Genomic DNA, 7,509 nt, shown 5'->3' with positions numbered 1-7,509 from the left:
CACGCCTCCGAAGCGGCCCCGGTGTGCGGTCACCGGAAGACCGGCGTCGCGGAGCCAGTTCAGGTCCCGGGTGATGGTCCGCAGGGACACCCCGAGCGCTGAGGCGAGTTCCTGTGTGGTCACGGCATCCCTCGATGTGAGGAGCAGCATCAGGGTGAAGAAGCGGTCTGGGGTCACCCACCAGATTTTCTCAGGAATTGCGACACTACGTGAACGACGCTCCCGCCGCAGCCCGTTTCTACGGCGACCTCCTCGGCATGAGCCCCTCGTTCGAGACTCCGGGATACATCACCTTCGACCTCGGACCAGGCGCCGACCTAGGTGTGTGGTCCGGCCAGTTCGAGGATCTGTCACCGGACGTCCCGCGCACCAGTGAGGTGTGCCTGGCCATCGACGGTGGACCCGACGAGCTCGACGCGACCTTCGAGCAGTGGAAGTCCAAGGGGGTCACGATCCTGCGCGAGCCTCATGACGCGGGGTTCGGGCCGACCTTCCTCGCGGCCGATCCCGACGGGAACCGTATCCGCGTCGCACCGCGGGACTGAAAGGCGGCAACGCGGAAGGGCCGCCGGGGTCACCGGCGGCCCTTCCTGTCGGGAAATGTGGCTCGGGGGGATCAGCTGACGTCGGAGGCGTCCAGGCGGTACAGGCCGCTGCTGGTCGACGTGGACGACGTAGAGGTAGAGGTCGACGAACTGGAGCTGTACGCCGAGGACTTGACGGCCGTGCCGTGGGCCTTGACCCAGGTCGCGATCTCGGAGTTGGTGCCCTGGCCGCCGGTGCTGCTGACCATGATGTAGTGCAACTTGCCCGACTTCACCAGGGACTTGAGCTTCGCGAGGGTCATCGCGTTGTCGCTTCCGGACCAGCCGCCCATGGAGATCACGGGCTGACCCGACTCCAGGATGATCGAGGACGCCGTCTGGTCGGTGGACACCGCCAGCAGCCAAGTCGCGCCGTCCTGGTGCTTCTTGAGGTACGCGATCATCTCGGACGAGACCTGGGAGCCGCCGCCCATACCGCCACCGCCGGCCTGCTGCGTACCGGACTCGGACGTGGATCCCGACTCGGTGGTGGACTCGCCGGTCGAGGAGCCGCTGCTGCCCGTGCCCGAGGGAGCCGTGCCGCCGGACGGCGGGGTGCCCATCTTGCCGGTACCCGAACCGCTGGGCTTCGTACCGGACTTGGTGCCGCTCGGCGCGCCGCCCATACCGCCACCGCCGCCACCCATGCCGCCACCGGTGCTGGGACCGGCCGTCGGGTTGGTGCCGTTGGTCGAAGAGGTCGCCGCCGAGACCGAGTAGGCCGCGGGTCCGGCGAGGAGGGCGACGACCGCGGCGAGGGCCGCGAAGCCCATCAGACGGTGGCGCCGGGTGAACCGGCCGACCAGCAGGCCGAGTACGGAGGCCGCGCCCGCCACGGCGACCACGATCTCCGCGACCGTGTAGACCGTGCCGGAGCCGGAGACCCGCTGGAGCAGGACGGCCGCCCAGACGGAGCTGGCCGCGATCGCCGCCGGGAGCACCCAGGCCCACTTGGCCGCCGAACCCTCACGGAAGGCGCGGTACAGCAGCACCCCGCCGGCACCGGCCAGGGCCGCGATACCGGGCGCCATGGCGGTGACGTAGTACGGGTGGAAGGTGCCCTCGGCCAGCGAGAAGGTCAGGAAGTGGAGGACGAACCAGCCGCCCCAGAGCATCAGCGCCGCGCGCTTGGCGTCGGTGCGGGGAGCGCGTCCGCGCAGTACCAGACCGGCGATGAGCGCGATCGCCGCGAAGGGGATCAGCCAGGAGATCTGGCCGCCCATGATCTCGTTGAACATCCGGTACAGGCCCGAACTGCCGCCGAACGAAGCCCCGTTGCCCTGCGAACCGACCGACGAGCTGGCGCCGAAGATGCGGCCGAAGCCGTTGTAGCCGATGACCAGGTCCCAGACCGTGTTGTCGGTCGAGCCGCCGATGTAGGGGCGGGAGGACGCGGGGATCAGGTCGACGATCACCATCCACCAGGCGCTGGAGACGATCAGCGCGACGGTGGCGACGGCGAGGTTGCGGATGCGCTTGCCGAGGGAGACGTTCGTGGCCCAGAGGTAGACGAGGAAGAACGCGGGCAGGACGACGTACGCCTGCATCATCTTGGTGTTGAACGCGAAGCCGATCGCGACCGCCGACCACACCAGGGGCATCAACTTGCCGTTACGGACGGCCTTCAGGAGGGCCACCGCGCCGAGCATCATCAGCAGGACGAGGATCGGGTCCGGGTTGGTGTCACGGGTGATGGCGACCGTGATCGGGGTGAGCGTGAGGACCAGCGCGGAGATTGTGCCCGCCACCGCGCCGAAGTCGCGCTTGATGCTGCGGTACAGAATGGCCACCGAGCCGGTGCCGGCCGCGACCATCGGGAGCATCAACTGCCAGGTGCCGTAACCGAATACGCGGGCGGAGAGGCCCATCACCCAGAGCGCGAAGGGTGGTTTGTCGACCGTGATGAAGCTGCCGGAGTCGAGTGCGCCGAAGAAGAACGCCTTCCAGCTCTTGGTGCCGCTGTAGACGGCCGCGTCGTAGAAGGTGTTGCCGGTGATCGAGGTCAGGTTCCAGGCGTAGAGGGCCGTGGCCAGCAGAAGGATCGCCCAGAGGGCCGGGCGGGCCCAGCGCGGGTCGTCCTCCGGGCCCGTGAACAGCCTTCTGGCACGGGAGTTGAGGCCGCCGTCGGCGGGCGGTCCTGCCCGGTGCGAACGGCGGGCGCCTTCCTGGGCGGGTGGCGGGGCGAGGGTCGTCATGACGCGTACTCCAGATTCTCCGAGCGGGAAGCGATGCGCGCGTCGGCTTCCGCCCGGGCGGGCGTGACCTCGGCGGTCCGGGTGCGGTGGGGTACGGCGGCGATGCGGGCGCGGCCGGTGATCGTCTGCTTGAACATGCGGCGCATGCCCTTGAGGTCGTCGAGGGCGGTGCGGACGATGTCGACACGGCTGTCGGGGTCGTCGATCCAGTCGACCGGGACCTCGTGGATGCGGAGCCTGTTGCGCTGGGCGAGGACGAGGAGTTCGGTGTCGAAGAACCAGGCGGTGTCCTCGATGTGCGGGGCGAGCGCCCGGAACACCTCGGTGCGCACGGCCTTGAAGCCGCACTGCGCGTCCGAGAAGCGGGCCGCGAGGCCTGCCTTGAGGAGGAGGTTGTAGGAGCGGGAGATGAACTCGCGCTTGGCACCGCGCTCGACCACCGCCTGCCGGTGCAGGCGGCTGCCGATGGCCACGTCGCTGTGGCCGGACAGGAGCGGGGCGACCAGGGGCAGGAAGCCTTCGAGGCCGGTGGACAGGTCGACGTCCATGTACGCGACCACGTCCGCCTCCGACCGGCTCCACACCTGCTTGAGCGCGCGGCCCCGGCCCTTGGCGTCGAGGTGCACGGCGTGCACGTGCGGCAGCTGCTGGGTGAGGTCGAGCGCAACCTGCCAGGTGCCGTCGGTGCTCGCGTTGTCCGCCACGGTGATCGTGAACGGGAACGGGAAGGAGGTTTCGAGGTATGCGTGGAGACGGCCGATGCTGCCGGCGAGGACGTGCGCCTCGTTGTACACCGGCACCACGATCTCGACCGACCGCTGCCGGACGCCTCCCGCGTTCTGTTCGTTCATGACGGTGACTTTCCGGGCCCTGCCTGGGGCGTTCCTGTGCCTTCACTGAACGGTCGATGAGAATCAGCGGACTCACAGACAAGGCACAGTCAATCCGCGTCGAACCCCCAGGAAGCGGCGCCCAAAACCCCTCAGGTGCCCGCCAAGTTCCCGCAACACAAGCCGTCTAGACTCTCCCCTCAACGGCCTGAGACAGCGGCCAGGAACGGGCAGTTTCTGCCACATCCGAAGGGTATTCGGCGTTTTGATACGGATAGATTCAGTCACCAAGCGGTACCCGGACGGCACGGTGGCGGTCGATCAACTGTCCTTGGACATACCGGACCGCTCGATCACCGTCCTCGTCGGCCCCTCGGGCTGCGGCAAGACGACCACCCTGCGCATGATCAACCGGATGATCGACCCCAGCGAGGGCACGATCTCCCTGGACGGCGCGGACATCACCAAGCAGCCGGTCAACACGCTGCGCCGGTCGATGGGTTACGTCATCCAGAACGCCGGACTCTTCCAGCACCGCACGATCGTCGACAACATCGCGACGGTGCCCCGCATGCTCGGCTGGGGCAAGGAGAAGGCCAGGGCGCGGGCCACCGAACTCATGGAGCGGGTGGGCCTCGACTCCGCCCTCGCCAAGCGGTACCCGTACCAGCTCTCCGGTGGCCAGCAGCAGCGCGTCGGCGTTGCCCGGGCCCTCGCCGCCGACCCGCCGGTCCTGCTCATGGACGAGCCGTTCTCCGCCGTGGACCCGGTCGTCCGCAAGGGTCTCCAGGACGAACTCCTGCGCCTCCAGGAAGAGTTGGGCAAGACGATCGTCTTCGTCACCCACGACATCGACGAGGCCATCAAGCTCGGCACGATGGTCGCGGTGCTGCGCACCGGTGGCAAGCTGGCCCAGTTCGCCCCGCCCGCCGAGCTGTTGTCCGACCCGGCGGACGCGTTCGTCGAGGACTTCCTCGGCGCCGACCGCGGCATCCGCCGCCTCTCCTTCTTCTCCTCGGCCGGCCTCGACCTCAAGACGTCCCCCATCGTCGCCGTCGACTCCACCGCCGAGCAGATCGCCGAACGCACCGCGCCCGACGTGCCGTACCTCCTCGTCACCGACCTGGACGGCAGGCCGCTGGGCTGGAGCGAGCCGGGCGCGCTGACCGCCGGAGCCGTCGACACCGCTCAACTCCTGCCGTACGGCCGCCCGTTCGCGGCCGGCAAGGACTCGCTGCGGGCCGCGCTCGACGGCGCGGTGCTGTCGCCCACCGGCTGGGCGGTCGGCGTGGACGACACCGGCCGGGTCGTGGGCGTCGTATCGCAGCAGGCCGTGGGCGAGGCGATCCGGAGCGCGCACGCGGCCGGGCGCAGCAGCACGAAGGTCCTCGGATGAACGACTGGTTCCGCATCCCCAGCGACCTGCAGAACAGCTACCTCGGTCTGATCGGCTTGCACCTGCGCGAGGCCGTGATCCCGGTCCTCGTCGGGCTGGTGGTCGCGCTGCCCATCGCCCAACTGTGCGTGCGGCTGCGCTGGTTGTACCCGCCGGTGCTGTGGGTGACGACCGTGCTCTACGCGATTCCCTCGCTGGCCTTCTTCGTCGTCCTCATCGACTACACCGGCCAGACCGAGACCACCGTGATGATCCCGCTCGGCGTCTACAGCCTCGTGGTGTTCGTCCCGGCCATCGTCGACGGCGTCCGCTCGGTGCCCCAGGAGACCCTGGACGCGGCCACCGCGATGGGCCTCGGGCCCGTACGCCGGTATCTCCAGGTGCAGTTGCCGATCGCCGTGCCCGCGATCATCGCGGGCCTGCGGGTGGCGACCGTCTCCAGCATCTCCCTCGTCAGCGTCGGCATGCTGATCGGCAACCAGGGCGCGCTCGGCAATCTGCTCAACGACGGCCAGATCTACCACCAACCGCGCCTGATCTGGCTCTCCGTGATCACCACGGCCGTCCTCGCCATCGTCGTGGACGCCGTCCTGGTCGGCATACGCCTGCTCCTCACGCCCTGGATGCCGCGCGGCACCCGCAAGGCCCGCCCCGCCGAGGACCGGCCGGAACCGGCCGAACTCGTACTGGAGGACGCAGCCCGGTGAACGTACTCCACTTCATCAACTCCTTCTTCAGCGACAGCACCCACTGGCACGGCTACGACGGCATCCCCACCCGGCTGCGCGAGCACGTCCAGTACTCGCTGATCGCGCTCGCCATCGCCGCCGCCATCGGCCTCCCCGTCGGCCTGCTGACGGGCCACACCGGACGCGGCGGCAACACCCTCTCGCTCATCGCCACCGCCGCCCGCGCGCTGCCCAGCTTCGGCCTGCTGGTGCTGATGTTCGTGCTGATCGGCTTCGGTCTGGTCCCCGTGATGATCCCGCTGGTCGTCCTCGCCGTACCGCCGATCCTGGTCACCACGTACGAGGCGATGCGCTCCGTCGACCCGTCCCCGGTCGACGCGGCCCGCGGCATGGGCATGAACGAGGCGAGCGTCCTCTTCCAGGTGGAACTCCCCGTGGCGCTCCCGCTGATCCTCAGCGGTCTGCGCTCGGCGGCCATCCAGATCGTCTCCACGGCCACCATCGCCGCCTACGTCAGCCTCGGCGGCCTCGGCCGCTACATCATCGACGGCCTCTACCAGAAGAACTACGAGAAGGTCGTCGGCGGCGCCACCCTGGTCGCCGGGATGGCCCTGGTCACGCTGGGAGTCTTCTGGGGCGTCTCACGGCTCGCGGTGTCGCCGGGGGTCCGCAGGAGCAACTGAGCCTCGCTGAACGCGAAAAGAGGGGGGAGGGCCCGAGCCTCCCCCCTCTTCCCGTTCTCTCAGTTCTCCGTGCGCGCCAGCGCCAGCTCCAGTACGACCAGCAGCGCGTCCCGCACCGAGCCGCGCTCGCGGGCGTCGAAGGCGATGACCGGGACGCGTTCGTTGACGTCGAGCGCCCAGCGGACCTCGTCGAGGGAGTGCTCGATCTTGCCGTCGAAGGCGTTCAGGGCGACCGCGAACGGGATCTGCTTGTGCTCGAAGTAGTCGACCGCGGCGTAGCAGTCGTCGAGCCTGCGGGTGTCGACGATGACGAGACCGCCGACCGCGCCCTCCACGATGTCGTCCCACATGAAGCCGAACCGGTCCTGCCCGGGCGTACCGAACAGATACAGCTTCAGGGTCGGGTCGATGGTGATGCAGCCGAAGTCCATCGCGACCGTGGTCGTCGTCTTGCGCGGGGTGTGGGACAGGTCGTCCACGCCCGCCGCGACCTCGGTGATGGCGGCCTCGGTGGTCAGCGGCTCGATCTCGGAGATCGCGCCCACGGTGGTGGTCTTGCCCACGCCGAAGCCGCCCGCGACGACCATCTTCACCGGAAGCGGCGGTCGTACGACGGTCTGCGCAGCCGCACCGCGGGCGACCGGTTCAGTCGGTGTCACGGAGTACTCCCCGGGAGTTGGGGATGGCGCGGAGGCCATCGATGACCCTTCGCAGGACGGTTGCGTCATGGGTGATGTCGGTGTTCGGCACGTGCACCGTCAACTGCCCGGCGGCGCGCAGGTCCTCGGCGAGGACCCGCACCACGTTCAGGTGCAGTCGCAGCCGGGCCGCGATCTCCGCGAGGGACTGCGGCTGCCGGCAGGCGGCGACGATGTCGTGCTGCTCGAAGGAGAGCCGGTCGAGCACCTCGAGCCCGGCGGCCGTGGCCACCACCTGGGTCTCGACCGGGATCGGCCGCCCGGAGTCGGCCGCTCCGGCGCCCGCCACCCGGCCGGCGGTGACCAGGAACGGCCGTACGGCGGAGGGCGGGCGCACCGGATCGCGACCGGGGGGTGTGGCCCCGTCCGCGCCGGCACCGCTCGGAGTGCGGCCGTCGGGCATGAGTGGCTGTTCCTCTCTCGACCGGTCGGGG

The 7,509-nt window shown here is 69.5% G+C and carries 9 protein-coding genes; 4 read left to right on the top strand and 5 right to left on the bottom strand.

What is annotated here, in order from left to right; genetic code table 11:
* On the bottom strand, positions 1–150 hold a 150-nt coding region (locus OO70_RS49055), incomplete at its 3' end, for an HTH domain-containing protein (protein ID WP_407702900.1).
* A 59-nt stretch (positions 151–209) separates the two neighbouring features.
* On the opposite strand from OO70_RS49055, the gene OO70_RS49050 reads away from it, so the two are divergent.
* The gene (locus tag OO70_RS49050; RefSeq protein WP_267881265.1) at positions 210–545 is read left to right on the top strand and encodes a VOC family protein; all 336 of its coding nucleotides are present in this window, start codon (positions 210–212) and stop codon (positions 543–545) included.
* A 71-nt stretch (positions 546–616) separates the two neighbouring features.
* Here OO70_RS49050 and OO70_RS49045 read toward each other — a convergent pair whose 3' ends face one another.
* Together OO70_RS49045 and OO70_RS49040 are read right to left on the bottom strand one after the other, a co-directional pair.
* Entirely contained in the window at positions 617–2,779 is a 2,163-nt protein-coding gene (locus tag OO70_RS49045) for an ArnT family glycosyltransferase (protein ID WP_043687716.1), read from the bottom strand.
* Entirely contained in the window at positions 2,776–3,630 is an 855-nt protein-coding gene (locus tag OO70_RS49040) for a dolichyl-phosphate beta-glucosyltransferase (RefSeq protein WP_043687715.1), read from the bottom strand. The genes OO70_RS49045 and OO70_RS49040 overlap by 4 nt, the downstream gene beginning before the upstream one ends.
* 244 nt (positions 3,631–3,874) lie before the next feature.
* On the opposite strand from OO70_RS49040, the gene OO70_RS49035 reads away from it, so the two are divergent.
* From OO70_RS49035 to OO70_RS49025, 3 genes are read left to right on the top strand one after another with little or no spacing between them, the layout of a single operon-like run.
* A complete protein-coding gene (locus tag OO70_RS49035; RefSeq protein WP_078651896.1) occupies positions 3,875–5,005 on the top strand; it encodes an ABC transporter ATP-binding protein in 1,131 nt (376 codons plus the stop codon).
* Positions 5,002–5,712 (top strand): ABC transporter permease, encoded by a 711-nt coding sequence (locus tag OO70_RS49030; protein WP_043687711.1) that lies wholly within the window; start codon positions 5,002–5,004, stop codon positions 5,710–5,712. Before OO70_RS49035 ends, OO70_RS49030 begins: the two co-directional genes overlap by 4 nt.
* Entirely contained in the window at positions 5,709–6,377 is a 669-nt protein-coding gene (locus OO70_RS49025; protein ID WP_043687708.1) for an ABC transporter permease, read from the top strand. Before OO70_RS49030 ends, OO70_RS49025 begins: the two co-directional genes overlap by 4 nt.
* Positions 6,378–6,436: 59 nt before the next feature.
* On the opposite strand, the gene OO70_RS49020 is transcribed toward OO70_RS49025, so the two are convergent.
* Together OO70_RS49020 and OO70_RS49015 are read right to left on the bottom strand one after the other, a co-directional pair.
* A complete protein-coding gene (locus OO70_RS49020; RefSeq protein ID WP_019062810.1) occupies positions 6,437–7,036 on the bottom strand; it encodes a GTP-binding protein in 600 nt (199 codons plus the stop codon).
* Positions 7,023–7,478, bottom strand: a complete 456-nt coding sequence (locus OO70_RS49015; RefSeq protein WP_043687705.1) for a DUF742 domain-containing protein — start codon at positions 7,476–7,478, stop codon at positions 7,023–7,025. Before OO70_RS49015 ends, OO70_RS49020 begins: the two co-directional genes overlap by 14 nt.
* Between the last annotated feature and the right edge of the window lie 31 nt (positions 7,479–7,509).

Origin of the sequence: Streptomyces xylophagus, assembly GCF_000716435.1 — a bacterium.
GTDB classification, from domain to species: domain Bacteria; phylum Actinomycetota; class Actinomycetes; order Streptomycetales; family Streptomycetaceae; genus Streptomyces; species Streptomyces xylophagus.
This window is presented reverse-complemented; position numbering and strand designations above follow the sequence as displayed.